Below are 24,206 nucleotides of genomic sequence, written 5' to 3'. Positions count from 1 at the left end.
CGAAGATATATGAAGAAGATACTAAATATCGAAAAACAAAGATTGTCTGCGTACTGCAAACAATATAATAAATATATGTGGCGTATATCTGCGCTTGCAATTTTGCTGGGAACTATGGGATCTTGTAAAAAAGATCTACTGGATATTAGTTCGAATACACAAGTTCCAGAGGATAAAATGTGGACAACGGACAATTATACTGATCTTGGTGTAAATGGAGTATATCAAGCGCTACGCTTTGGATATGCAACGGGTGGTACAAATAATCGGGAACTCTATCAGTATGATCGTTTATCCAACACGTTGATCCCAAGGGGCGGAGATCCGCTGTTGAATGCATCCACGAATACTTCAAATGGACTTTTTGCAGATGTTTGGAGAGAATTATATGAGAGTGTTCACCGCGCGAATGATGCTATCTATGGATTAACCAATATTTCACCATCGGCCCCTGAGAAGAAAGCGCGTCTACTCGCAGAGGTTAAATTCCTAAGAGCGTTCTATTATTACAGGTTGAATCAGTTGTATAGAGGGGTGCCATTATATGATACACCGATTAACTACAATGAAGCAACCAAACCCAGAAATACAGAAAAGGAAGTTTGGGATTTTATCTTGAAAGATCTGACGGAATCTATCGCTGAGACGAATTTACCAGCAAAGTTGCCTGCAGGAAGTAAAGATTTTGGTCGTATTACGAGATCAGCAGCATATGCACTGCGAGGTAAAGTTTATATGTATCTACAAGATTGGGATAAAGCAATCGCAGATTTTCAGTCAGTTAAAGATGCCGGACACCAGTTGTTTCCAGATTATAAGACATTATTTACTGCCGCCAATGAAAAGTCAGATGAGATGATTTTCTCAATTCAGAATATCGCTTTGGACAACTTTGGATCGACAACACAATTCAGTTTCGGAAGCCGCTCCGCTTTTGGCTCCAATTGGAATACCTACATGGTCAGTCCGGATTTTGTAGATTTATACGAGAACAAAGATGGTAGCAAATTTAATTGGGATGACGTAATCCCTGGTTATAATGCAATGGCACCTGACAAAAGAGAGATATACTTTATCCGTAATAATGTACAACAGGTAGCTGAAGCGAATAAAAAGCCGGCGAAATACACTGACCTTATTGACCCGAAACGAGGATTGGATTTTAAACTTTATTTGCCTACCGGCAATGAGGAAAGATTAAAAAAGGCCTACGACAATCGTGATCCACGCTTAAGTGCAAATGTTATTCTCCCTTATTCAACTTTTGTTGGGACAAATCTCGGAGCTGATCAGACATTTACATCAAGATGGCCACATATTGAAGAATTTAATAATGTGTTTGATCTGCGCACTGACGATCAACCGAGATTTTTTTATATCCCGCGTAAATTTGTGTACGAAGGTGGAAAACCATCTATTCCGAGTCGTGTAGCTGGTGATATAGATTATCCAGTGATCCGTTATGCAGATGTGCTGTTATTGTGGGCAGAGGCACTTAATGAAAAAGGACAGGAAGCAGCAGCGGTGGCCAAAGTAAATGAAGTACGAACGCGGGCCGGGGTAGGACTTTTAAATAGTTCGGCTGTTACCACGGTTAAAGATAAAGCAGATCTTACCAGTCGTATCCGTAATGAACGTAGAAGAGAGCTGTTTGGGGAAGGGGTTATTTACTTTGACGAATTGCGGTGGAAATCCCTAAAAGATCAAGTTTTTAGCGGTAATGCGGGGAACAAACAACCATGGGGCGGAATCGTAGATAGGTATACCTATTTGGGAGACCAACTACTGGTATGGCCTATCCCAGAGTTAGAAAGGCAACGAAATCCTAGTCTAACACAGAATACAGGCTGGAATAATTAATGAGAAATAAATTCATTTTGTAAAGAAACTGTTATCAATCGCTCGTGTAACCGTTTGCTAGAGCGATTGATTCTTTTTAGTTTGTTTTTCTATATTAAAATAAAGATTTTTAGTGTTTTATGTGAGCTTGTTGAGCACACATTTACTTATAAACCATTATCGATGAAGAGAAGATCTGTATTAAAATTGTTGAGCGGTGCTGGCGTTGGTGCATTGACGGCCTCGTTGCCAATGGGGGTGAAGGCAAGTGTTTTATCTGATGAAAGTATAAGTTATGCAGGGAATGACCGTGCTTATTGGGTTTCAATACTAAGCAAGATGGCCACACCTATATTGGATAATATCAGCAAGCAGCAATGGCGCAAGAAGATGCCTATGGAGGTAAGTCCTACTTTTGACAATAGAGATTCGGGCGTAGGTTACCTCGAGGCTTTTGGTCGATTGCTGGCAGGTATGGCTCCTTGGCTGGCTTTGCCGGATGATAGTTCCGAAGAAGGAAAACTACGTAAGAAATTACGTGATCAAGCCTTATTGGGCCTTCAATATGGTGTAGATCCTCAATCCCCGGATTATTTTACATGGCGAGGTCCTTCATCGCAAACGCTGGTAGATGCAGCACATCTCGCCCTTGCGTTCCTAAGGGCACCCAAAGCACTTTGGGAACCATTGGATCAGGTAACAAAGAAAAGGGTTGTCGAAGAATTCAAACTATTACGTAAGATTAAACCTAATGAAAGTAACTGGTTACTTTTTGCGGCAATGACCGAAACTTTCCTATATAGTGCTGGCGAGGAATGTGCGCGTGAGAAAATAGACTATGCGGTCAATAAATTTGATCAGGAATGGTACGTTGGAGATGGTTGGTATAGTGATGGGGCACATTTTAGCTTTGACCATTACAATGGCTATGTGATCCATTGCATGCAAGTGGAATCACTTCGTCATAATATCTCCGCCGGAGGGAAATACAAAGAAATGTATGAACGCGCATATAAACGTATGCAGCGTTATGCTCATCATTTAGAACGGATGATATCGCCTGAAGGATATTATGTGGTTGTGGGGCGTTCGTCTACCTATAAAAATGCAGCGTTTCAGCCTTTGGCAACTGTAGCCCTGGAAAATAAATTACCAGATGATATTTCAAAAGGTCAAGTGAGGGCAGCCCTGACTGCAGTACTCAGACACATCTATATTGACAAAACTTTCGCTCCGTCGGGATGGCTTCGTATGGGGGTGGTTGGAGACCAGCAGTCAAATTTGGCCGACTATTATACCAACGCTGGATCAATGTATGTGGCATCGCTGTCGTTCCTCCCCTTAGGATTACCCGCTACAGATGAGTTCTGGACCTGCGCCCCACAGAAATGGACATCGCAGAAATGCTGGAATGCGGAACAGTTTCCGAAAGACTATTATGTAAGTTATTAAGTCTTTATTCCTTTATCCATAATCTAAATACTAAAATAATAAAGGTGCTTGGTAAGCCTTAGGCTTGTATAAGTAGAAACTCAATACGCATATCTCAATACTAAATAGGTAAAAGATAGAAATTAAAAAAATAGAGGTACTAGGTAGGTCTTAGACTTGTGTAAGTAAAATCTCCATACTTATATCTCAATACTCAATACGAATAATGAAGATACAACACTATATTACAGGAGCTTTAATGATTGGGCTTGGCGTACAAGCAATATCATGTTCTAGTCAGAAGAATTTAACAACAGCCAAATTGGGACTAAATAAAGAGTTTGTCCAAACTAATCTTGAAGATGCACGTAAACAGATTAACTATCTAGCGTCGTCCATCCAGGAGTCGGATATTCCTACCACCTATAAAGATGGGAAATATGTCAATTGGGGCTCTAGCTGGTGGTGCTCTGGATTTTATCCCGGTACTGTACTCTATCTTTATGAATATACAAAAGATGAGAAGTTATTGTATGAGGCAAAACGAAAATTAAAACATTTAGAAAAGGAGAAAAATAATAAAGGAACACATGATCTTGGGTTTATGCTTTATTGTAGTTTCGGTAATGCGCTACGGTTGACAGGTGATTCTACAGCATATAAAGGCGTGTTAAGTACAGGTGCTGCTTCATTGGCAACACGCTTTCATGAAGCTCCAAAAACAATCCGTTCATGGGATGGTGGTAAAAACTGGGATGGACAACCGTGGACATATCCTGTTATTATTGATAATATGATGAATCTGGAATTTTTGACCGAAGTGTCCAAAATGACAGGAGACAAAAGATTTCGGGATATTGCCATACAGCATGCAAATACGACAATGGTTAACCATTATCGAAAAGACTACAGTTCTTACCACGTGGTAGAATATAATCCGGATAATGGAAGTATAATCTCGAGAAAAACAGCACAAGGAGCATTCGATGAGTCTGCATGGGCAAGAGGACAAGCTTGGGGATTATATGGATATACAATGATGTACCGCGAAACTGGTGAAAAGAAATACCTGGAACAAGCGCGGAATATCGCCAAGTTTTACCTTAATCATCCCAATCTTCCAAAGGATCTGATTCCGTATTGGGATATGGATCAAAATAAACTGACCAAGGAAAGTAAGTATTATAGTCAAAAGGATCTACGTGATGTTTCTACTGCTGCGGTAACCGCTTCTGCACTGCTGGAATTGGCACAATATACGAAGGGCAGTGAGAGCCAATTGTACATTTCCAAAGCTGAGCAGATGTTAAAGTCACTTTCTGCTAAACCTTACAAAGCAGATTACAAAGAAGCGGGTGGTTATATATTGAAACATAGCGTCGGTTCTATTCCGCATAAAACGGAGGTAGATGTACCATTGACTTATGCCGATTATTATTACGTAGAGGCATTGATCAGATATGATCGAATGCTCAATGGAGAAAAAGTGATCAAGCAATAAGGGCATTACCAACGTATAAAGGGCGAGGCAAGCTAGTTCCATTTTAAAAGAGTTAATTCCAGTCGTATGAACTATAAAAAATTAGTCATTATTATATTATTAGTGCCACAGGTATTATTTGCTCAAAAGAAAGCGGTAAATAATGGCTTAAAGCAGCGGGCATATTTGGTGAAAACGATTACCAAAATTGCTGATCCTGTGTTAATGGCATTAAGTAAAGGCGAATTAGTTAAAACAATGCCGATTGAATCGCGTAATAATCTGGATCGTACAGGTTGTACTTATTTGGAAGCATTTGGTCGCTTAATGGCTGGAATGGCACCTTGGCTTGAACTTGGACCGGATAATACAGCCGAAGGTAAGTTGAGAAAGAAATATATCGATTTATCCATTGCCTGTATAAAAAACGCAACCGATCCCAATAATCCGGATTACATGAATTTTAGAAAGCATCCTAAAACACAAAGTCAGGCGTTGGTGGACGCTGCATTTTTAGCGCAGGCACTTTTAAGGTCTCCAAATCAACTCTGGGGTAAATTAGATGATCAGACCAAGAAAAATGTGATCAATGCATTTAACCTGACCCGCGAAATGAATGCCTATAGCAATAACTGGGTGTTATTTAGCTCCGAAATCGAGGCCTTTTTCTTAAAATATGATAAAGTTGTCGATAAAAGTCGGTTGGACAGAGCGATTGACCTCATGGTTTCCTGGTACAAAGGCGATGGAATATACGGTGATGGCCCTAACTTTCATTACGATTATTACAATAGCTTTGTCATACATCCGATGCTTTTAGAAACTAGTCTGGAACTGAAGAATGCTAATTTGGATACAGCAAACCTTTATCCGATATTCCTAGATCGCGCCAGAAGATACGCAACCATACAAGAACGTTTAATTTCTCCAGAAGGAACTTATCCGCCAGTAGGACGTTCATTGAGTTACCGTTTCGGTGCTTTTCAGCTGCTTTCGAAAATTGCTTATATGCACGAACTAGAAAAAGGAATCGAACCGGCTCAGGTGCGATGTGCACTTTATACGGTAATAAAGAGACAGATTGAAATGCCCGGAACTTTTAACAGCTCGGGTTGGTTAAATATTGGTTTTGCAGGCCATCAACCAGAGGTGGGCGAAACCTATGTTTCTACCGGAAGTGAATACTTATGTTCCGAAGCCTTCATTATTCTGGGCTTAGCACCAAACGATCCGTTGTGGACTGCCCCCGATGCAAGTTGGACAGCTAAAAAGGCGTGGAATGGCGAACCAATGATTATCGATCATACGCTGAGTCCAGATATTATCGGAACAGATGTTTATAAAGACAAAAAGAAATAATAAATACGTGAAAGTAACTTCTCGAACTTTAACGTTCGAAGATGGTAAAAAAATAACAATGGGACAATTGGAACGCCCTTTTGTGTTATTTGAAAAAGGGAAGCCTGTCTGCATGTTTTTTGCAACAATGGATGGGGCAGGGGGATTTGAAAAGGGCACGAGATCCTGGAATATTGCCATTCCAATAAAGGATTAGTTGTGCCTATGTTTTCATTGGGATAAGCGGCTGCCCCGTTTTTCTGTTAGTTACGATAAATTCACAATATGTGGCAGATTGTCTAAATATTCTAGCCGCATATTGTACCAATTATAAATAACCAATATCATAAATCTAACAATAATGAAAACAACAAACAGTAAAATCAGATGGGCTGCAATTGCATTAACAAGTGTTATTGTAGTGATGATCGGTTGTCAAAAGGATTTGTTAAAGCCGGAAAGTTCTCTTTCGGGTTTATCGAAGAAGGCATCGGGGTCTACTTTGTCTAATGAAATAAGCCTTTTGCCAGCAGCAGACGCTTATATACAAGATGGCGCAAGTGCTGGTACGAATTATGGCGATAATGCCTGGTTGATTGCCAAAGACGATGCGACAGGCTATCGCAGGGAGATTTATTTACGTTTCGATCTTGCGCCATTACCTGATGCTTCAAATATTGAATCAGCACGTATTGAGATAGTAGGTGGGGTTTCCAATGCCGCAGATACAGCGAATGCAAAATGGATCTATTATACAACAACAGGAAAAGATTGGGCAGAAAAGACAATTAACTGGAATAATGCGCCCAGCATAGATAGAAAACTTGGCGAAGTGAATGGCAAGTTTAAGGTCAATAATAGTGTTGTTTATTTTGATATTCCAGCGGCAATTCTTCAGGATGCTTTGGATTCCGACAGAAAAATATCCATTAAGATTGTTGCGCAACGAAAAACCGTTGGTTCGATTTCATTTTATTCTGATTTTCAGTCGAAAGAAGCACAGAATATTGAGTCCAGACCTCGCTTAAAAGTTAATTACACAACGTCAGCCGATGATTTTTATAGCAATCTTGTTATGGACAAAACGACCTTTGATTCGATCCAGGCTGAACTCGCGACATCGGATCAAGCACAGGCATTGATCAATAATCAAGTCACTGTCAAAGCAAACGAGGCGCTGAATTCGCTTCCTAGTCCAGTGGCCAAAATTTCAGATGTCGATGGAAAAGCTAAAGTTCAAATAGACGCCGCAAAAGTCTATTCGTTGGCATTGCAGTCTTTTTTATTTCAGGGAAATACAAATGCACAGCAATATGTTGATAAAGCAAAAGAATTTCTGCTTTCTTGGGCGGCAATCAATGTCGCTATAAGCCAGACGCCTGATGAGAGCATATATCTGCCTTTTTTTACTGGATATTCCCTTATCCGCCCCAAGATTGATAATAATAGCCGCACGATCATAGACAATTGGCTTAGGACAAGATATGACTTTTATAAAATTCAAGCAGTAAGAACGAATAACTGGGAAACTATTCGCAACCTGTTGATGCTTGATATCGCTTATGTATTGAATGATGCTGTGCGGATCAATCAGGCTACGACGGATTTTAGTACACATCATAATAAAAATTATCGTGCAGATGGGGCTAGCGTGGATTTTCTTGGACGGGATGCCTTTGCCTATCATGTCTATGATATGGAATTTATAGGCCAGATCGGTCGCACCCTTTCTATCAAAAGAGGTCGCCCCAAGGTAGATAGCCTCGTGAACCACCGTGCGACTAAATGGGTGAATCTTAGAATCAATCCCAATGATGTACCGGTTTTGGGCGGATCGATTGCGGATGCGGTTTCGTTTATGGCTCCCTATGTGATGGATCCAGCAAATAATATACATTTAGAGTTTGTGAACACAGAATGGGCTCCCGATAAAAATAGAGGCGACTACAATAAAGCATTTAATGCAGCTGGATCTAGTTATGCCTTTGTACAAATGGCAGCGATTATGAAAGACGACATGTACGATTTTTTGAAAAAGATAAATCCTAGTTTCACGAGATATACGGATCTACGTTATTACATCAACTCTTTTGGACAATCGTCACATGTATCTTCTTCCGCCAACGTAACCTTATATGGTGATATTCCTTTCAGGGGCTGGTATAAGCAAATTAGCACATGAACTTATGATCTTGCTAGTTTAACAGCATTGGGTGCGGTCAATGATCAACTAAGTAGTATCAGCATTCCAAAGGGTTTTAAAGTGACATTATATGAAAACGGGGATTTTACGGGAAGTTCGGTTACACTAATTGGCCATACCATTGATCTGTCGAAAATCAATTTTAATGATAGGACCTCTTCGTTGGTTATTGAGAGGTTGTAGGATCATATTATCCTTATCAAAATGAAAGGAGGTTGCCTATGGCGTGTTGAAAGCGGAGGTTTATTTTTTGATACGCTGTAAAAAGCTTATCGTTTATTCAATTATTTATAAACAATTTTAAATTATGTTAAAGAAATCTTTTATAGTAGCATTTATGCTATTGATCAGCGTTAGCCTATTGGTTCAAGCGCGAGATCATGGGACCACAAATCTTGTTAAGGGTTCGAAGCCAGCAAATAAAACTTTAACGACTCATCTCTCCAAGAAAAAGGTAACAGGTAAGAGTACAGCGAGCGTTAGCGATACTTTTGAGTTTTATGTCTGGAATTTTACTAGTTCACCTATTTATTTAACTTTTAGCCCCAATTTTTCTGGCGGTTCAACTCAACATATTACTGTTCCGGCAAATACACGGGGATATTCTGTTAATTTACAGAGAGGAAGCCATTATATCTATGCAAGCTGCCCATATGGACTATCTATGCGATATATGATGAGTTGCGGTTATTCTGGATCGGGGCAGTACTATACATTTGAAAATGTGATCTTGTCTGATAGTGGCTGTACATCGCTGGATATAGAAAACGAATAATTAATAACACGATATTTTGAAAACGCCTGTCTCATTTTATTGAGGCAGGCGTTTTTTTATAGAATTTAGGATCGGTTTGGCCTAAATGAATAGCTGACTTTTAAGGGCTGTTTCAATCTCGGCGCTGGTTTGACTGTTCTTCGACTATTGTTTGCTCCATAATTTACTCGTACCATAAATTCATTTATAATTGGTTTGACTCTTTTAACAGGCAAGTGGGAGAAAAGCTTACTTCAACTTGTATACTTATTGTAAATTAACTAGCATAAAACAGGGATATAATAGGGAAATTATACGCTTTTATCCGAATGAGGTCCGAATGAAGTCCGAACAAGGTCCGTATAAAGTCCCTATTAGTCCATTGTTAGTTCACTGTTTATTATGAATGTCTTATACTTTTCTCTAATCCTGGTATACCTTGAGGGAGTTGAGGGGATTTTGTCGGCCCTAACTAACTTGGTCTTATGTGTTGTTTTACACCTTGTAATTGATATAATGGATTTGAAATTCAAGAATATTATAAGATTTTATGTAATAGGGGTATGGTTTGGGGTAGTTGTATAAAATGTCGTCACAAAACAACAATATCTTATCTTTTTTTTGCATTTTGTGTCATGGAATTTGACCAATATGTCAACATTAAACTGAATAGATGAAAAAACTTGTTTTTCTTTCTATACTGTTGTACAGTATGCTTTTATCCACTTTTGCATTACAGCAGCGTGGACCATCTATCAGTTCCATTGACAGTCTACGGAATGTATTCAATACGGTTAAGAACGATAGTGTGCGAGCCAGAGCAGCGTTATTACTGACGAATAAATTCATGTTTGAGCTGAAGGATACAGCCGCTGCGACGGGTTATTTGGGTGCAGCACAGAAATTGTGTACAACGAAGCCTTACCTGAAAGCACTATACACCTATTATAGCGCCTCCCATATCTTTATGACAGCGGGTGAAACTGATGAATGCCTACAGCTGTATAGACAGGCTGCGGAAATGCTTGAAAAATTTAAGACTAAGGAAGCTTATGAATTTTGGGTGAAGGCCTGGTGGAATTACGCGATGATCATCGATCATAAAGATGATCGAAAAGGAATGGTACGGATCCAGATTGATAAAATAATTCCCGCAGCAATCAAACAGAGAGATTATAATCAAGCTGCAAAATCCTACCAATCGATTGGCTTTGCTTTTAAGGAAATCGGCGATCAGGAAAAGGGAATCTATTATTTTAAAAAAGGGCTTGAACTCTATGAGAAATATCCCCTGTCAAAAGAGAGACATGCAATATCACTATTAAATCTGGCCCGGGAATATGTTGAATCTCGCGAACTAAACTTAGCAAAATCCTATCTGTTAAAATCGGAGCAAATTTTAGATACGCTAAAGGAGTCTGTAGCTCACCTAAACTATGGCGAGACAGCCAGTATGTATTATTGTACGAAAAATGATTTTACGAAAGCCCTTGAGGTTGTCGAAAAAGCGCTGAAAATTGCGGAACGGCTAAATATGCCTTATGAGATTGGCATGATGCATTATCAGAAGTTTAATATCTATTATAGCTTGGAAAAATATGAATTGGCATTGAGGGAGCTTAAGATTGTCATGCGGGATATGCCTTATGATATGAAAAGTAACATGCAGCAATTTGCCAAGGACTTGTCTGACACCTATGCCAAATTAAAGGATTACCCCAATGCCTATAAATGGCTGGGAAAACATGTTGCCATTAAAGACAGCTTGGCCCAAGCGGCCTATAAAAGTGAAATAGCCTGCCTAGAGACCAAATTTAGAACAGCTGAGAAGAACGAGAAGATCATGAGACTGGAGTTTGAACAGAAACAGACAGTACTTCAACAGAAAAACCAGCGTTTATATAATTATATATTGGGTATATTTTCTTTGGTATTGCTGTTGTTGCTCGGTTTGTCTGTCTATTTATATCGTCAGCATAGAAAGAGGTCGCAGCGCGACTTGGAACTGTTGGCGCAGCAGCAAGAACTTCGGGTGACCAAAGCACTATTGGAGGGGGAGGAACTGGAACGTCATCGGGTTGCCCGTGATTTGCATGATGGCCTTGGGGGGCATTTGACTGCGATGAGACTTCGGATCTCTTCCGAAGGGAGTCTGTCTGTATTGGATGGGATAAAATCTCAGCTGGATCAGATGATCTCGGATGTCAGACTGATCGCACATAATATGATGCCTGAAAACCTATCACGCTCAGGGTTATTGGTTGCCCTAGAAGATCTCTGTACTTTGATGCAGCATGGCGCTGCTGTAATTGAGCTGCAGTGCAACGGTCTCTCCAGCAATATTGCAGAGAATATGCAGTTGAATATTTATCGTATTATTCAGGAGCTGATCAACAATGCCATTCGACATGGCAACGCAAATCAAATTATCGTGCAATGCCTGCAAAATGAGCAAGGCTTTTTGATCGGTGTAGATGACAATGGCAAAGGATTTGATGTGGAGGAGGTTGCGGTAGGTAAACGGGGAATGGGACTTAAAAACGTCCAAATGAGAGTTGAATATTTAAACGGAAAAATGAATATCTTGTCACAGCCAGGGGCGGGAACAAGTGTCAATATCGAAATACATGTCTGAGCAACAAAAAACATTGGCTATCTTGGACGATCATCCAATTGCCATCGAAGGGATCAAATCATTTTTAAAAGAAAATCTTTCTTATGACCGGGTACTGGGATTTTCACTGTGCCAGGCGCTGACTGATTTTTTGAAACAAGGTAAGATAGATCTGCTCTTATTGGATATCGCTTTGCCTGATGCAAATGGTATTGACCTGTGCGGTGAACTCAAGAAGGACTATCCTGAGCTTATCATCGTTGGGTTTAGTAATCATATGGCGCGCAATAGCATACTACAGATGCTTGCCAATGGTGCTGCTGGATATATCTTGAAAAGTGCCGATGCGGACGAAATTATTACATGTATTCAGAAAGTTTCTCAAGGTAGCATGGCTTTATGTGGAGCAACACAACGGATCATAGCGACCTCCCCATCCCGACAGCTACCTTCACTAACAATGCGCGAGAAGCAGGTATTACAATTGTTGGCAGAGGGAAAGACAAGTGCACAAATTGCCAGCAAACTATTCTTAAGCCCATTGACAGTGGATACTTATCGGAAAAATCTGATTCAGAAATTTTCCGTAAAAAACACCGCAGAACTGTTGACAATACTATTTAAGGAAAAATTGCTCTAATTCATTACAAGTAACTACCCTAAAATTAGGAGGGTAAATTACCCTATTTCGTGGTATTGTCCCGCATATGGTGTATTTTTACTTTTGCTTATATAGATATGCAAAAGATGAAAACAATAAACAAAAACCTAATGATCCTTTGCCTAGTGGCAATGGTTGCAATGATCTTTGTCGGATGTAGCAAAGATAAGGATGAGCCAACAGTGTCAGGAAAAATAGATGCCATTGTAGGCACGTTTAAAGGGAAGATGGTCATCGGCGGTGATGCTGAATATTTTAACGCGATTGTCATTGTTTCTAAAGTCGATGATGGTAAGGTGAAAGCTACGGTGAAAACAGGAGAGGCTTACAGTAGAGCTACAGCAAAAACATTCCCCGTTCAAAACATTTCCAATATCCATATTTCCGGTCAGGGGCCTATGGGCTCAATTACCTATAAACTTGATGATAAGAATATCCAGATCTCTACGGAGGCTGAAGCCAGTGGCGATGTAGAATACTTCTTCCAAGGGACAAAACAATAAGCGACGTATCCCTAAGGACTTTTGGTAATAAAAAATCACGATTCAAACATATGCATCGTGATTTTTTGTTTGGTATACTGTTTTTAATCAATATCATTTAGTTCAAAAATATGGAATAACTCGTACCTTTATCCTTATGACCGATATTCAGAAAAGATTCGACCGTATCCTTGCTATTTATATGCACCTGCAAGCAAAACCTGTGGTGACAGCCGCTGCGCTGGCAGAAAAATATGAAGTAAGTCTGCGGACAATCTATCGGGATATCCGCTCCCTGATGCAAGCTGGAGTACCTATTTATGGCGAAGCCGGAAATGGCTACTCGTTAGTTGAGGGGTATAAGATGCCACCATTGCAATTTAGCCGAGAGGAGGCTTTGAGTTTTGTCGCTGCTGAGAAATTGGTTGAAAAGTATACGGACAAAAATCTCGCCCACCATTTTACGACAGCCATGCTCAAAATGAAGGCTATTTTAAGAGGGAATGAAAAGGAACATGTTGCTCTGGTCGGGGATAATTTTTTGGTACGAGGAGAACGTCATCAATTCAATGAGAAATTAACACATGGAACCAATACGCTTATAGAAAGTATAGCTGCAAAAAAATGCGTAGAAATCTATTATTCCAAGCCGTCTGACAAAACTCCAGAAAAACGTGAAATCGAAGCAGTCGGTATTTTTGTGGAAAGTAAATTTTGGTATATACTTGCTTTTTGTAAACTCCGAAAGGATTATAGGCAATTTCGTCTGGATCGGATCAGCAATGTCCGGATACTCGCCGACGATTTTGGAAAAGACCATCCTGAACTTTCATTTTTTCTGAATAAGAAACACGAAATGCCGACAACCAAAGTGGTGGTTCAGGTGGATAAGGAAATGGCGAGGTATATGGAATGGGATCGCCATTACTTTGGATTTCAAAAAGAAGTGGTTACCGATAATTACGTTGAAATGCAATTTGAAACCATTCATGTTGAGGGTGGCTTTGCGCGCTGGTACCTGATGTTTGCTGATAAAGGAAAGATTATCGAGCCGGAATCGCTAAAAGGCACCGTAAAACGATTGCTAGCTGCAGCAATCGAACAGGTTTAATCTGAGGTTAGGGGGCTTGGGGTTTCCCGTCGAGATATTACTAAAAAGAATACTTGTCCGGTATCTGAATTGAACCCGAACAAGTATCTTTATATGATATAGATTTTAAGATGTCAGTGATAATAATGTGGCAAGTCTCCAATATTATATAGAGCGTATTCGACTAGTAATACTAGAATCTCCCATCTCAAATCTAATATCTCTCATCTAACAAGCTAATCCCGTTCCCAGAAAAATGGAGGTTGGATACCCAACAAGCGTAAATAGACAAATCCTTGACCACGGTGGTGGATCTCATTATCGATGAAATAGAATATACTGTGGATGATCGGCGAATTGTATTGTCCGAACAGGTTAAATTCTTCGGAGAAACGTTCTGTTGGAATCTCGTCGAATAATGCACTGATCTGTGGAGTAGCCTCATCCCAGGCCTGTAAGAGTTGAGCTTTGGTCGTATAGTTAAACTTCTCATTAAGTTCGCCGCTTTTTTTATTGACAATTTCCTGTAACCCTGGGACAGCAATACCCAAAAGCTCTTGGATCATTTCAGCAAATGTCCGCATGCCTTCTACTTTATAATTGAAAAGTGCTTCTTCTGGAAATTTTTCGATCGCTTGTCTTGTTAAGTTTCTGTGGCCTAACCAATGTGCAAGTAGTTCGTTCTTGGAAATGATTTCTGTTTTCATGATTATCGTATTTAAAGGATTTAAATTTTAGTCTATACTAAGCGTTTTATCTTGTTAAGACAGTTCAAAATTAGCTGAATCAATGACAACTGTATGGCAGCAGGAAAATAGAAATATCGTTTTTTTATTTTTTTTATGCGGGTCGTTATGATCGGGAATAAGAGTTGTGTAATTGGACGAATAAAAACTGATAACGGAATAAAGTAGAAAATAAAAAAAATAATTCACTAATTATTTGACAGTTATAAAAATGTTTGTAACTTTGCAGTCCCTTAATGGGAATAGTGTGTCTTGAGCGAAGCCCTACTGCTTCGAAGGACTTTTAATTAATTAATTTACAACATGTCAGGTATTATTGGAAAAAAAGTAGGAATGACGAGCCTGTTTAACGCTGATGGGAAAAATATTCCTTGTACAGTGATTCAGGCCGGGCCGTGCGTGGTTACGCAGATACGTACGGAAGAAAAGGATGGCTACTCGGCAATTCAACTTGGTTTCGACGAAGCTAAGGAGAAAAACACGACAGCTCCTTTGAAAGGGCACTTTGCGAAAGCAAACACAACGCCTAAGCGTAAGTTGGTAGAGTTTAAAACTTTCCCAGATGCAAAACAACTTGGTGACGTAGTTGACGTTACACTTTTCGAGGAAGGCGAATTCGTAGATGTAGTCGGTACTTCAAAAGGTAAAGGTTTCCAAGGTGTAATGAAACGTCATGGATTTGGTGGTGTAGGTGGTGCGACTCACGGTCAGCACAACAGATTACGTGCTCCAGGTTCATTAGGTGCTTCATCATGGCCTTCACGCGTATTTAAAGGTATGCGCATGGCTGGTCGTACAGGTGGTGACAGAGTTAAAGTTCAAAACTTACAGGTGTTGAAAGTTTACGCTGAGCAAAACCTTATCGTTGTTAGTGGTTCCATTCCAGGAGCTAAAGGTTCTTATGTAATCGTAGACAAATAGTAGAGATGGAAGTTAAAGTTTTAAATTTATCAGGTAAAGAAACAGGTGCCAAGGTGCAACTTCCTGAGTCGGTATTTGGGTTAGAGCCTAACGATCATGCGATCTATTTGGACGTGAAACAATACTTAGCGAACCAACGCCAAGGAACTCACAAATCTAAACAACGTAATGAAATCGCGGGTTCAACTCGTAAATTACACAAACAAAAAGGTACTGGTGGTGCTCGTGCGGGTTCTATCAAATCTCCATTGTTTAATGGTGGTGGTCGTGTATTCGGTCCTCAACCTCGTGATTACTCGTTCAAATTGAACAAAAAATTGAAACAAGTAGCACGTAAATCAGCGTTGTCTTACAAAGCTCAAGATAACAATGTAGTTATTTTGGATGCAGTTCAATTTGATTCTTGCAAAACAAAAAACTATGTAGCTTTAGTAAACGCGTTGAACATTGCTGACGAAAAAACTTTATTGGTTTTGCCAGCATATGATAAAAATGTTTATTTATCAAGCAGAAACTTGAAAAAAGCAAAAGTTATTGTTGCTTCTGATTTAAATACATATGATGTATTAAATGCAACAAAACTATTGTTAACTACGGATTCTGTTAAAACTTTGGAGGAAGCATTAGCTAAGTAATATGGAAATTATCAAAAAACCTATCTTGACTGAGAAAGCTTCTATGTTAACGGAAAAATTAAACCGTTACGCTTTCAAAGTAGATCACAGAGCAAACAAGATCCAGATTAAATCAGCTGTTGAAGCTATGTTCGGTGTTACAGTTCTTGCTGTAAACACTGCAGTTGTAGCAGGTAAAGCAAAAAGCCGTTACACAAAAGCAGGTTTCGTATCTGGTAGAGCTCCTAAGTATAAAAAAGCTATCATTACTATTAAAGATGGCGAAACTATTGACTTTTACAGTACTATATAATTTAAGATGGCAGTTAAAAGATTCAAACCGGTAACCCCTGGTACTCGTTTCAGAATAGGCGCAGATTATTCTGATGTTACTACAAACGTTCCTGAAAAATCGTTAGTAGTAAAAATCAACAAGAAATCAGGTGGTCGTAATAACTCCGGTAAAATGACTATGCGTTATCTCGGTGGGGGACATAAAAAAGTATACCGATTAATTGATTTCAAACGCGATAAAAAAGATATCCCTGCAAAAGTAGCTACTATTGAGTACGATCCAAACCGTACTGCTCGTATTGCATTGTTGCACTACGTAGATGGTGAAAAACGCTACATCATTGCTCCAGCTGGTTTAAAAGTTGGTCAAACTGTAGTAGCAGGTGATAAAGTTGCCCCAGAAGTTGGTAATACATTACCATTAGCAAACATTCCATTGGGTTCTATCATCCACAACATTGAATTAAATCCTGGTCAAGGTGGTTCAATTGCTCGTTCGGCTGGTACTTATGCTCAATTGTCTGCTCGTGATGGTAAATATGCCATCATCAAATTGCCTTCAGGCGAAACACGTATGATCTTATTGACTTGTGTTGCTACAATTGGTTCAGTATCGAACCATGAAAGATCTAACCAAGTGTTAGGTAAAGCAGGTCGCAAACGTTGGTTAGGTCGTCGTCCAAGAGTTCGTGGTGTTGCAATGAACCCAGTAGATCACCCAATGGGTGGTGGTGAAGGCCGTACTTCAGGAGGTCACCCACGCTCACGTACAGGTGTATTAGCTAAAGGCTTCAAAACACGTTACAAGAAGAAAACATCGAATCGTTACATCATTGAGAGAAGGAAAAAATAATGGCTCGTTCAATTAAAAAAGGTCCTTATATCGATCACAACTTAGAGAGAAAAGTTCTTTCTATGAATGAAACTAACAAAAAGTCAGTTATCAAAACATGGTCTCGTAGATCAATGATTTCACCTGATTTTGTTGGCCATACCTTCGCAGTGCACAACGGGAATAAATTTATCCCTGTTTATGTAACAGAAAATATGGTAGGTCACAAGCTTGGTGAATTCGCGCCTACGCGTACATTCAGAGGCCACGCAGAAAAGAAAAAATAATAGGTAATGGAAGCAACAAAAAAACTTAAAAAGTCTGTCTTAATTAGACAGCGCAAAGAGCAAGAGAAAGCTCAACAAGGTGGAGCTTCGGATGCCAAATTATTGAACTGCCCTACTTCGCCTCGTAAGATGCGTTTAGTGGTAGATTTAATTCGTGGTCAGCGTGTTGAAAATGCATTATACATTTTGAAACACTCTAGTAAAGAAGCTGCTGCTCGTGTAGAAAAATTATTATTATCTGCAATCAAAAACTGGGAAGCCAAAAACGAAGGTAAATCAGTGGAAGAAAGCGAACTTATTGTAAAAGAAGTATCAGTAGGTGGAGGTCGTCAATTGAAAAGATTGCGTCCAGCTCCTCAAGGTCGCGGATACAGAGTTCGTAAACGTTCAAATCACGTTACGTTGGTAGTTGATAGCAAATTAAACGTTGAACAAAACTAATTTATTGAGAAATGGGACAAAAAGCAAATCCAATAGGTAGCAGATTAGGAATCATCAAAGGTTGGGATTCTAACTGGTTCGGAGGTAAAAACTATTCCGATAAATTAGTTGAAGACGAAAAAATCAGAAAATATCTTTCTGTTCGTATTGCAAAAGGTGGTGTAGCTAAAGTTGTTATCGAAAGAACTTTAAAACGTATCACTGTTACAATTCACACTGCTCGTCCAGGTATCGTTATCGGAAAAGGTGGTCAAGAAGTTGACAAGATCAAAGAAGAGTTGAAAAAGCTGACTAAAAAGGATGTTCAAATCAACATTTTCGAGATCAAACGCCCTGAGTTAGATGCTAAGTTAGTAGCTGAAGGTGTCGCTAAGCAATTAGAGGCGCGTATTTCATTCCGTCGTGCAATGAAAACTTCAATCGCTTCTACCATGCGTATGGGTGCAGAAGGTATCAAAATCATGTGTTCTGGTCGTTTAGGTGGTGCTGAGATGGCACGTACTGAACAATACAAAGAAGGAAGAACTCCTTTACACACATTGCGTGCTGATATCGACTACGCTTTAGCTGAAGCATTGACTACATACGGTAAAATCGGTATCAAAGTTTGGATCTGTAAAGGTGAGGTTTACGGTAAACGTGACTTATCTCCAAACATTGGTCAAGCATCTGGTGTAAAATCACGTGGTAACCACGAAGGTGGTGGCGAACGTCGTGACAACCGTAACAACAAAGGTGGTCGCGGTGGAAACAACCGTGGTGGAAACAACCGTGGTGGAAATAACCGTGGTCCGAAAAAAGATTAATAGAGTTTATTTAGATTACAACAAAAACCTGCTGAAGAAGCAGATTTAAAAAGTATACGAACATGTTACAGCCAAAAAGAACGAAGTTCAGAAAGATGCAGAAAGGCCGCATGAAAGGTAACGCTTCTCGTGGAGCGGAGTTAGCTTTCGGTTCTTTCGGTATCAAAACAATGGAGCAAGCATGGATCACTAGTCGTCAAATCGAGGCAGCTCGTATTGCGGTTACACGTTATATGAAACGTGAAGGTCAAGTTTGGATTCGTATTTTCCCTGACAAACCTGTTACGAAAAAACCTGCAGAGGTACGTATGGGTAAAGGTAAGGGTGCTCCAGAATACTGGGTAGCAGTAGTACGCCCAGGCCGTATGTTATTTGAAGCAGAAGGTGTCCCTTTGGAAATTGCCAAAGAAGCTTTACGCCTTGCAGCTCAAAAACTTCCGGTTCAAACTAAGTTTGTGATTCGTAGAGACTACGTTGAAGCATAAAAATCTTGGTAATGTCATCATTTAAGCGTTAGGGCCGTTACCCCTAACGCTATATATAAACGGATGATAACCCAAATAACAACTGAAAAAACATGAAAAATTCAGAAATTTTAGAATTATCTAATGAGGACCTAGCAGCTCGTCTAGTCGAGGAGAAAACGGCCCTTACAAAATTGAAATTTGCACATGCTGTTTCAGCTATTGAGAACCCTAACGTGATCAAAGCAGCACGCAGAGCTATCGCTCGTATTAGTACAGAGATCAGTGCACGCAAAGCTGCAGCTAAAAACGAAACAGCCTCTGAGGCGTAAAAATTAAGTCGAAATGGAAAGAAATTTAAGAAAAACAAGAATCGGCTTAGTAGTTAGCAACAAAATGGACAAATCTATTGTAGTAAGTGTTGAGCGTAAAGTAAAACACCCTATCTATGGTAAGTTCGTTAAAAAAACTACTAAATTTAAAGCTCATGACGAAACTAATACCTGCGGTATCGGCGATACGGTATTAATCATGGAAACTCGTCCGCTGAGTAAAACAAAAAACTGGAGATTAGTTGAAATTATAGAAAGAGCTAAATAACATGGTACAACAAGAATCAAGACTTAATGTAGCTGACAATAGCGGTGCTAAAGAAGTTTTAGTAATCCGTGTATTGGGCGGTACGCGTAAGCGTTATGCATCAATCGGAGATAAGATTGTTGTATCGGTGAAAAGCGCTATGCCTTCAGGAAACGTGAAAAAAGGTTCCGTTTCTAAAGCAGTAGTAGTTAGAACGAAAAAAGAAATCCGTCGTAAAGATGGTTCTTATATCCGTTTTGATGACAACGCCGCTGTATTATTAAATAATAATGATGAGCCACGTGGCTCACGTATCTTTGGCCCTGTTGCCAGAGAGTTGCGTGAGAAACAGTTCATGAAAATTGTATCACTAGCACCGGAGGTTTTATAATTATGGCAATCAAGAAAACAAAAACGACTACGCACAAAATCAAAATTAAAAAAGGTGATTTAGTGAAAGTTATCGCTGGTAACTCTAAAGGTGTTCAAGGAAAAGTATTAACTGTTTTAGTGGATAAAAATAGAGCTATCGTTGAAGGCGCTAACATCGTAAAAAAACACACTAAACCAAGTGCAGCTAATCCTAATGGTGGTATCATTGAGAAAGAAGCTGGTATTCACATCTCTAATTTAGCTGTTATCGATCCTAAAACGGGTGAAACTACTCGTGTAGGTCGTAAGTTAAATGCAGATGGTAAATTAGTTCGTTACGCTAAAAAATCAGGGGAGGAAATTAAATAATGACTTACGTACCAAGATTAAAAGTGAAATATGCGGAGGAAATCCGTAAAGCACTTCAAGAAAAATTTCAGTATAAAAGTATTATGCAGGTTCCTAAACTTGAGAAAATCGTTGTTTCACAAGGCGTAGGAGCTGCAACAGCTGACAAGAAATTAATCGATAACGCTATCGCAGAATTGACTTTGATTACAGGTCAACAAGCTGTTGCTACAAAATCGAAAAAAGATATTTCAAACTTTAAATTGCGTAAAGGCATGCCTGTAGGGGCACGCGTTACCTTACGTGATAATAATATGTTTGAATTCTTGGATCGTTTGGTAGCAGTATCGCTTCCACGTATTCGTGACTTCCGCGGTATCAACGATAAAGGTTTTGACGGACGTGGTAACTATAACTTAGGTATCACTGAACAAATCATTTTCCCTGAGATCAACATTGATAAAATCAACAAGATCCAAGGTATGGATATCACTTTCGTGACTTCTGCTCAAAATGATGTTGAGGCTTTAGAATTGTTGAAGCAGTTCGGTTTACCATTTAAAAATCAAAATACTAATAACAATGGCTAAGGAAGGATTAAAAGCACGCGAAGTAAAACGCGCTAAATTGGTAGCTAAATATGCGGCAAAACGTGCAGAATTAAAAGCTGCTGGCGATTACGTTGCATTAGATAAATTACCTAAAAATGCTTCTCCGGTACGTTTACACAACCGTTGTAAATTGACTGGCCGTCCTAAAGGATATATGCGTCAATTCGGTATCTCTCGTGTAACTTTCCGTGAGATGGCTTTAGATGGCAAGATCCCAGGGGTGAAAAAAGCTTCTTGGTAATTAAAAAAAAATACTTAATTTTGCCCGGGCAATTCTACTAGGGATTGCCGGGGTTTTTGCATTTTAAAATTGTTTAACAGATAGAAGGTCCCATACCAATGGTTGGGAGGGAAACCGCTGTCACAAATTTTCATATATAATGACTACAGATCCAATTGCGGATTACCTTACACGAGTAAGGAATGCCATCAAGGCCAACCACAGGGTTGTTGAAATTCCTGCATCGAACCTTAAAAAAGAAATCACTAAAGTTCTTTTTGACAAAGGTTACATTGCTAATTACAAATTCGATGAGAATGGCGTACAGGGTACGATCAAAATCGCATTGAAATATAACCCAATTAGCAAAATTCCGGCTATTCGTACGTTGACACGTGTGAGTAAACCTGGTTTAAGAAAGTATGCAAGCGTTGATACTATGCCTCGTGTTTTGAATGGTTTAGGTATTGCTATCTTGTCAACATCTAAAGGTGTAATGACAGATAAAGAAGCTAGACTTCAAAATGTTGGTGGTGAAGTTTTATGTTACGTTTATTAATCTAGGTAAAAACACAAAGAAATGTCAAGAATTGGAAAAGCGCCTATCGCTATCCCTGCTGGGGTAACTGTTACTATTTCGGACAAAAACTTAGTTTCAGTAAAAGGTCCTAAAGGCGAATTAACACAACAAGTTGACCGTGACATCAATATTGCTCAAGAAGAAGGCAATATCGTCGTGACACGTCCAACTGATCAAAAGAAACACAAAGCATTACACGGTCTATACCGTTCCCTGTTGAACAACATGGTTCAAGGTGTGACTGAAGGTTACAAAACTACTCAAGAGTTAGTCGGTGTAGGTTACCGTGCTACAAGTACTGGTAATGTATTAGAGTTAACTTTAGGTTTCTCTCACCAGATTGTTTTTGTATTGCCAAATGAAGTTAAAGTATCAACTACTGCTGAAAAAGGTAAAAACCCTACAATCACTTTAGAATGTGCTGACAAACAATTGATCGGTCAGATCGCGGCTAAAATCCGTGGCTTCCGTAAACCAGAACCTTACAAAGGAAAAGGTATCAAGTTTGAAGGCGAAGTGTTGAGAAGAAAAGCAGGTAAATCAGCTAAAAAATAATAATCATGGCAGGACAAAAAGCATCTCGTAGAGAGAGAATCAAAAAAGGAATCAGAAAAAACCTTGCTGGAACGTCTGAACGTCCACGTTTATCGGTTTTTAGAAGTAACAAAGGTATCTATGCGCAAATCATTGATGACAATGCAGGTAAAACATTAGTTGCTGCATCTAGCTTGTCAAAAGATTTTGTTGCATCTGGTAACAAAGTTGATCAATCTAAAGCTGTAGGTAAATTGGTTGCTGAAAAAGCAGTAGCAGCAGGTATTAATAAAGTAGTTTTTGACCGTAATGGGTACTTATACCATGGCCGTATCAAATCTTTGGCTGAAGGTGCTCGCGAAGGCGGTTTAGACTTTTAATCTTAGAAAGAAATGGCATTAAGCAATATAAAAAGAGTAAAATCAAGCGAAATTGAATTGAAAGATCGCTTAGTAAGTATCCAACGTGTAGCTAAAGTTACTAAAGGTGGTCGTACTTTCAGCTTCTCTGCAATTGTTGTAGTAGGTGATGAAAACGGTATCGTTGGTTACGGTTTAGGTAAAGCGAAAGAGGTAACTGAAGCTATCACTAAAGGTATCGACGACGCAAAGAAAAATTTAGTGAAAGTTCCTGTAATCAAAGGTACTGTTCCTCATGCACAATATGGTAAATATTCTGGTGGTTCAGTTTTGATTAAACCAGCTGTAGGTGGTACAGGAGTTTTGGCAGGTGGTGCAATGCGTGCAGTATTGGAGTCTGCTGGTATCAAAGACGTATTGGCTAAATCATTAGGTTCTTCTAACCCACACAACGTGGTAAAAGCAACTGTAACTGCTTTAGCAAACATGCGTGATGCATATACAGTGGCACAACACCGCGGTGTCGATTTGAATAAAGTATTTAACGGTTAATTATCATGGCAAAAATCAAAATCACCCAGATAAAGAGCGTTATCGACAGAAGCGAGCGCCAAAAGAAAACTATTGAGGCATTAGGTTTGAAAAGAATCAACCACTCAGTAGAAGTTGAAGCTACTCCATCAATCATTGGAATGGTACGTAAAGTAAACCATTTAGTAGCTATCGAAACTATTTAATATTAGCATATGGAAAGAGTCTTTGGGCTCTTTCCATTACTTGTTATTAATAATCATTATTTTTTAATCGCTAGTACCTGTTTAGTGAGAGCGAAGGGCTAGCACAATTTAGTTTAAAAATGAACTTAAGTAATTTAAAACCTGCAAAAGGTGCAGTAAAAGGTAGCAAACGTATCGGTCGTGGTACTGGTTCTGGTCGTGGTGGTACTTCTACACGTGGTCACAAAGGTGCTGGTTCTCGTTCAGGTCACTCTACGAAAATCGGTTTCGAAGGTGGTCAGATGCCTTTGCAACGTCGTGTACCTAAATTTGGTTTCAAAAACATCAACCGTGTTGAGTACAATGGTGTCAACCTAGATACTTTGCAAGCGTTGATCGAGAAATTCAATTTGACAGCTGTAGATTTCGATGCATTGAAAGCTCATGGATTAGTGTCTAAAAATGACAAAGTAAAAATCTTGGGTCGCGGTGAATTGAAAGCTAAAGTTGAAGTAACAGCGCACGCGTTTACTGCTTCTGCTCAAAAAGCTATCGAAGCTGCAGGCGGTTCTATCGTTAAAATTTAATAA

The 24,206-nt window shown here is 39.4% G+C and carries 32 protein-coding genes; 31 read left to right on the top strand and 1 reads right to left on the bottom strand.

All coding sequences use genetic code 11. The features are described from left to right. Positions 1-9 precede the first annotated feature (9 nt). From AC07UV_RS05540 to AC07UV_RS05490, 11 genes are all read left to right on the top strand, one after another. Positions 10-1,860 carry a RagB/SusD family nutrient uptake outer membrane protein gene (locus AC07UV_RS05540; RefSeq protein WP_495182976.1) on the top strand — a complete coding sequence of 617 codons (1,851 nt, stop codon included), beginning with the start codon at positions 10-12 and terminating at the stop codon, positions 1,858-1,860. 162 nt (positions 1,861-2,022) lie between these two features. Then, positions 2,023-3,291: a DUF2264 domain-containing protein gene (locus tag AC07UV_RS05535; protein ID WP_495182975.1), complete on the top strand. Its 1,269-nt coding sequence runs from the start codon at positions 2,023-2,025 to the stop codon at positions 3,289-3,291. A gap of 205 nt (positions 3,292-3,496) precedes the next feature. After that, the gene (locus tag AC07UV_RS05530; protein WP_495182974.1) at positions 3,497-4,771 is read left to right on the top strand and encodes a glycoside hydrolase family 88 protein; all 1,275 of its coding nucleotides are present in this window, start codon (positions 3,497-3,499) and stop codon (positions 4,769-4,771) included. A gap of 66 nt (positions 4,772-4,837) precedes the next feature. Beyond that, the gene (locus tag AC07UV_RS05525; protein ID WP_495182973.1) at positions 4,838-6,109 is read left to right on the top strand and encodes a DUF2264 domain-containing protein; all 1,272 of its coding nucleotides are present in this window, start codon (positions 4,838-4,840) and stop codon (positions 6,107-6,109) included. A 7-nt stretch (positions 6,110-6,116) separates the two neighbouring features. Next, a complete protein-coding gene (locus AC07UV_RS05520; protein WP_495182972.1) occupies positions 6,117-6,305 on the top strand; it encodes a hypothetical protein in 189 nt (62 codons plus the stop codon). A 144-nt stretch (positions 6,306-6,449) separates the two neighbouring features. Continuing rightward, a complete protein-coding gene (locus AC07UV_RS05515) occupies positions 6,450-8,270 on the top strand; it encodes a CBM96 family carbohydrate-binding protein (protein WP_495182971.1) in 1,821 nt (606 codons plus the stop codon). 328 nt (positions 8,271-8,598) lie between these two features. Next, entirely contained in the window at positions 8,599-9,066 is a 468-nt protein-coding gene (locus AC07UV_RS05510) for a hypothetical protein (RefSeq protein WP_495182970.1), read from the top strand. Positions 9,067-9,718: 652 nt separating this feature from the next. After that, on the top strand, positions 9,719-11,680 hold the full coding sequence (locus AC07UV_RS05505; RefSeq protein WP_495182969.1) for a tetratricopeptide repeat-containing sensor histidine kinase: 1,962 nt from the start codon (positions 9,719-9,721) through the stop codon (positions 11,678-11,680). After that, complete coding sequence (locus tag AC07UV_RS05500) at positions 11,673-12,299, top strand: response regulator (RefSeq protein WP_495182968.1); 627 nt, start codon at positions 11,673-11,675, stop codon at positions 12,297-12,299. Before AC07UV_RS05505 ends, AC07UV_RS05500 begins: the two co-directional genes overlap by 8 nt. A gap of 107 nt (positions 12,300-12,406) precedes the next feature. Beyond that, positions 12,407-12,823 (top strand): hypothetical protein, encoded by a 417-nt coding sequence (locus AC07UV_RS05495; protein WP_282250721.1) that lies wholly within the window; start codon positions 12,407-12,409, stop codon positions 12,821-12,823. Positions 12,824-12,959: 136 nt separating this feature from the next. After that, entirely contained in the window at positions 12,960-13,913 is a 954-nt protein-coding gene (locus AC07UV_RS05490; protein WP_495182967.1) for a helix-turn-helix transcriptional regulator, read from the top strand. A gap of 215 nt (positions 13,914-14,128) precedes the next feature. Here the strand turns inward: AC07UV_RS05490 and AC07UV_RS05485 are convergent, their stop codons facing one another. After that, positions 14,129-14,599 carry a DinB family protein gene (locus tag AC07UV_RS05485; RefSeq protein ID WP_495182966.1) on the bottom strand — a complete coding sequence of 157 codons (471 nt, stop codon included), beginning with the start codon at positions 14,597-14,599 and terminating at the stop codon, positions 14,129-14,131. Between the two features lie 342 nt (positions 14,600-14,941). Between AC07UV_RS05485 and rplC the strand changes: the two genes are divergently transcribed. The 20 genes from rplC (at position 14,942) to rplO (ending at position 24,203) form a co-directional block, all read left to right on the top strand. Further along, positions 14,942-15,559 (top strand): 50S ribosomal protein L3, encoded by a 618-nt coding sequence (rplC, locus tag AC07UV_RS05480; RefSeq protein WP_104385215.1) that lies wholly within the window; start codon positions 14,942-14,944, stop codon positions 15,557-15,559. A gap of 5 nt (positions 15,560-15,564) precedes the next feature. Continuing rightward, positions 15,565-16,194, top strand: coding sequence for a 50S ribosomal protein L4 (gene rplD, locus AC07UV_RS05475; protein WP_120261738.1), 630 nt, complete (start codon positions 15,565-15,567; stop codon positions 16,192-16,194). 1 nt (position 16,195) lies between these two features. Next, a complete protein-coding gene (rplW, locus tag AC07UV_RS05470; RefSeq protein ID WP_223584514.1) occupies positions 16,196-16,486 on the top strand; it encodes a 50S ribosomal protein L23 in 291 nt (96 codons plus the stop codon). Positions 16,487-16,492: 6 nt separating this feature from the next. Further along, positions 16,493-17,320 (top strand): 50S ribosomal protein L2, encoded by an 828-nt coding sequence (gene rplB, locus AC07UV_RS05465; RefSeq protein WP_172392283.1) that lies wholly within the window; start codon positions 16,493-16,495, stop codon positions 17,318-17,320. Next, the gene (gene rpsS, locus AC07UV_RS05460) at positions 17,320-17,586 is read left to right on the top strand and encodes a 30S ribosomal protein S19 (protein WP_002997495.1); all 267 of its coding nucleotides are present in this window, start codon (positions 17,320-17,322) and stop codon (positions 17,584-17,586) included. The genes rplB and rpsS overlap by 1 nt, the downstream gene beginning before the upstream one ends. Before the next feature lie 6 nt (positions 17,587-17,592). After that, positions 17,593-18,027 (top strand): 50S ribosomal protein L22, encoded by a 435-nt coding sequence (gene rplV / locus AC07UV_RS05455; protein WP_077438121.1) that lies wholly within the window; start codon positions 17,593-17,595, stop codon positions 18,025-18,027. 11 nt (positions 18,028-18,038) lie between these two features. Continuing rightward, positions 18,039-18,833 carry a 30S ribosomal protein S3 gene (gene rpsC, locus AC07UV_RS05450; protein WP_120333130.1) on the top strand — a complete coding sequence of 265 codons (795 nt, stop codon included), beginning with the start codon at positions 18,039-18,041 and terminating at the stop codon, positions 18,831-18,833. 62 nt (positions 18,834-18,895) lie between these two features. Beyond that, a complete protein-coding gene (gene rplP, locus AC07UV_RS05445) occupies positions 18,896-19,318 on the top strand; it encodes a 50S ribosomal protein L16 (protein ID WP_046674870.1) in 423 nt (140 codons plus the stop codon). Between the two features lie 92 nt (positions 19,319-19,410). Next, on the top strand, positions 19,411-19,629 hold the full coding sequence (gene rpmC / locus AC07UV_RS05440; protein WP_108636200.1) for a 50S ribosomal protein L29: 219 nt from the start codon (positions 19,411-19,413) through the stop codon (positions 19,627-19,629). A 13-nt stretch (positions 19,630-19,642) separates the two neighbouring features. Beyond that, positions 19,643-19,897 carry a 30S ribosomal protein S17 gene (rpsQ, locus tag AC07UV_RS05435; protein ID WP_046674872.1) on the top strand — a complete coding sequence of 85 codons (255 nt, stop codon included), beginning with the start codon at positions 19,643-19,645 and terminating at the stop codon, positions 19,895-19,897. A gap of 1 nt (position 19,898) precedes the next feature. Further along, positions 19,899-20,267, top strand: coding sequence for a 50S ribosomal protein L14 (gene rplN / locus AC07UV_RS05430; protein ID WP_104385212.1), 369 nt, complete (start codon positions 19,899-19,901; stop codon positions 20,265-20,267). A 2-nt stretch (positions 20,268-20,269) separates the two neighbouring features. After that, entirely contained in the window at positions 20,270-20,617 is a 348-nt protein-coding gene (gene rplX, locus AC07UV_RS05425) for a 50S ribosomal protein L24 (RefSeq protein ID WP_104385211.1), read from the top strand. After that, on the top strand, positions 20,617-21,186 hold the full coding sequence (rplE, locus tag AC07UV_RS05420; protein ID WP_046674875.1) for a 50S ribosomal protein L5: 570 nt from the start codon (positions 20,617-20,619) through the stop codon (positions 21,184-21,186). Before rplX ends, rplE begins: the two co-directional genes overlap by 1 nt. Then, on the top strand, positions 21,179-21,448 hold the full coding sequence (gene rpsN / locus AC07UV_RS05415; RefSeq protein ID WP_028071569.1) for a 30S ribosomal protein S14: 270 nt from the start codon (positions 21,179-21,181) through the stop codon (positions 21,446-21,448). Before rplE ends, rpsN begins: the two co-directional genes overlap by 8 nt. A gap of 139 nt (positions 21,449-21,587) precedes the next feature. Beyond that, positions 21,588-21,986, top strand: coding sequence for a 30S ribosomal protein S8 (gene rpsH, locus AC07UV_RS05410; RefSeq protein WP_046674876.1), 399 nt, complete (start codon positions 21,588-21,590; stop codon positions 21,984-21,986). Positions 21,987-22,007: 21 nt separating this feature from the next. Then, positions 22,008-22,562, top strand: coding sequence for a 50S ribosomal protein L6 (rplF, locus tag AC07UV_RS05405; protein ID WP_257094573.1), 555 nt, complete (start codon positions 22,008-22,010; stop codon positions 22,560-22,562). Between the two features lie 5 nt (positions 22,563-22,567). Further along, a complete protein-coding gene (gene rplR, locus AC07UV_RS05400; protein ID WP_120261732.1) occupies positions 22,568-22,921 on the top strand; it encodes a 50S ribosomal protein L18 in 354 nt (117 codons plus the stop codon). A gap of 12 nt (positions 22,922-22,933) precedes the next feature. Beyond that, positions 22,934-23,452: a 30S ribosomal protein S5 gene (gene rpsE / locus AC07UV_RS05395; protein ID WP_104385209.1), complete on the top strand. Its 519-nt coding sequence runs from the start codon at positions 22,934-22,936 to the stop codon at positions 23,450-23,452. A 5-nt stretch (positions 23,453-23,457) separates the two neighbouring features. Continuing rightward, on the top strand, positions 23,458-23,637 hold the full coding sequence (rpmD, locus tag AC07UV_RS05390; protein ID WP_046674880.1) for a 50S ribosomal protein L30: 180 nt from the start codon (positions 23,458-23,460) through the stop codon (positions 23,635-23,637). 119 nt (positions 23,638-23,756) lie between these two features. Beyond that, the gene (gene rplO / locus AC07UV_RS05385; RefSeq protein ID WP_120261731.1) at positions 23,757-24,203 is read left to right on the top strand and encodes a 50S ribosomal protein L15; all 447 of its coding nucleotides are present in this window, start codon (positions 23,757-23,759) and stop codon (positions 24,201-24,203) included. The last annotated feature ends 3 nt before the right edge of the window (positions 24,204-24,206 follow it).

The sequence above is a fragment of the Sphingobacterium sp. GW821-FHT03E03 genome (assembly GCF_059420745.1).
Note: the sequence above shows the minus strand (reverse complement) of the source record. Positions and strands in the feature narration are given on the sequence as shown.